Source organism: Halorubrum sp. SP3 (genome assembly GCF_005435195.1).
Taxonomy (GTDB): Archaea; Halobacteriota; Halobacteria; order Halobacteriales; family Haloferacaceae; genus Halorubrum; species Halorubrum sodomense.
The window spans coordinates 1-485 of record NZ_SGTU01000339.1 but is presented as its reverse complement, the minus strand read 5'-3'; the positions used below and the strand labels follow the sequence as shown (position 1 = coordinate 485).

General features: G+C 50.7%; 1 protein-coding gene. It reads left to right on the top strand.

Annotated features, from left to right (window positions below):
- Nucleotides 1-216: 216 nt before the first annotated feature.
- On the top strand, nt 217-485 hold a 269-nt coding region (locus tag EXE42_RS16795; protein WP_137707043.1), incomplete at its 3' end, for a helix-turn-helix domain-containing protein.

The following is a 485-nucleotide window of genomic DNA, read 5'->3' as shown; positions in this document are numbered from 1 at the left end:
AAAAAGTCAATTTGCGGGTCGGTGATCAGGACGGCCGTGCTGTCGGCATCGATTTCGAGTTCGGTCATAGTTACCTACAGTAACTTCATATGGAGAGGTAACTGATAAGCTCGCGCGAACCGACAGGTAACCGGGTAACTGAGGGGTAACACCGGTTTCGTTTACTCACCTGGTTACTAAACGTATCTTTATTTTAATGGAGTCCATAGAAAGGACATGAGCACCGATTCAGAACCGTTAGAGGTCTGGTGTGCGGGCAGCGACTGGTGTCCGATTACGACGACTGCGACACTGATTGGCAAAAAGTGGCATCCAGTTGTCATTCACCGCCTCTTAGAGAACGGACCGCTGGGATTCAACGCGCTCAAAGAAGAGGTCGACGGGATCTCAGGTAAGGTCCAGTCGGACGTCCTCGAAGACCTCGAAGAACACGGATTTATTAATCGGACCGTCGTCAGCGAAAAGCCATTCCGCGTGGAATACTC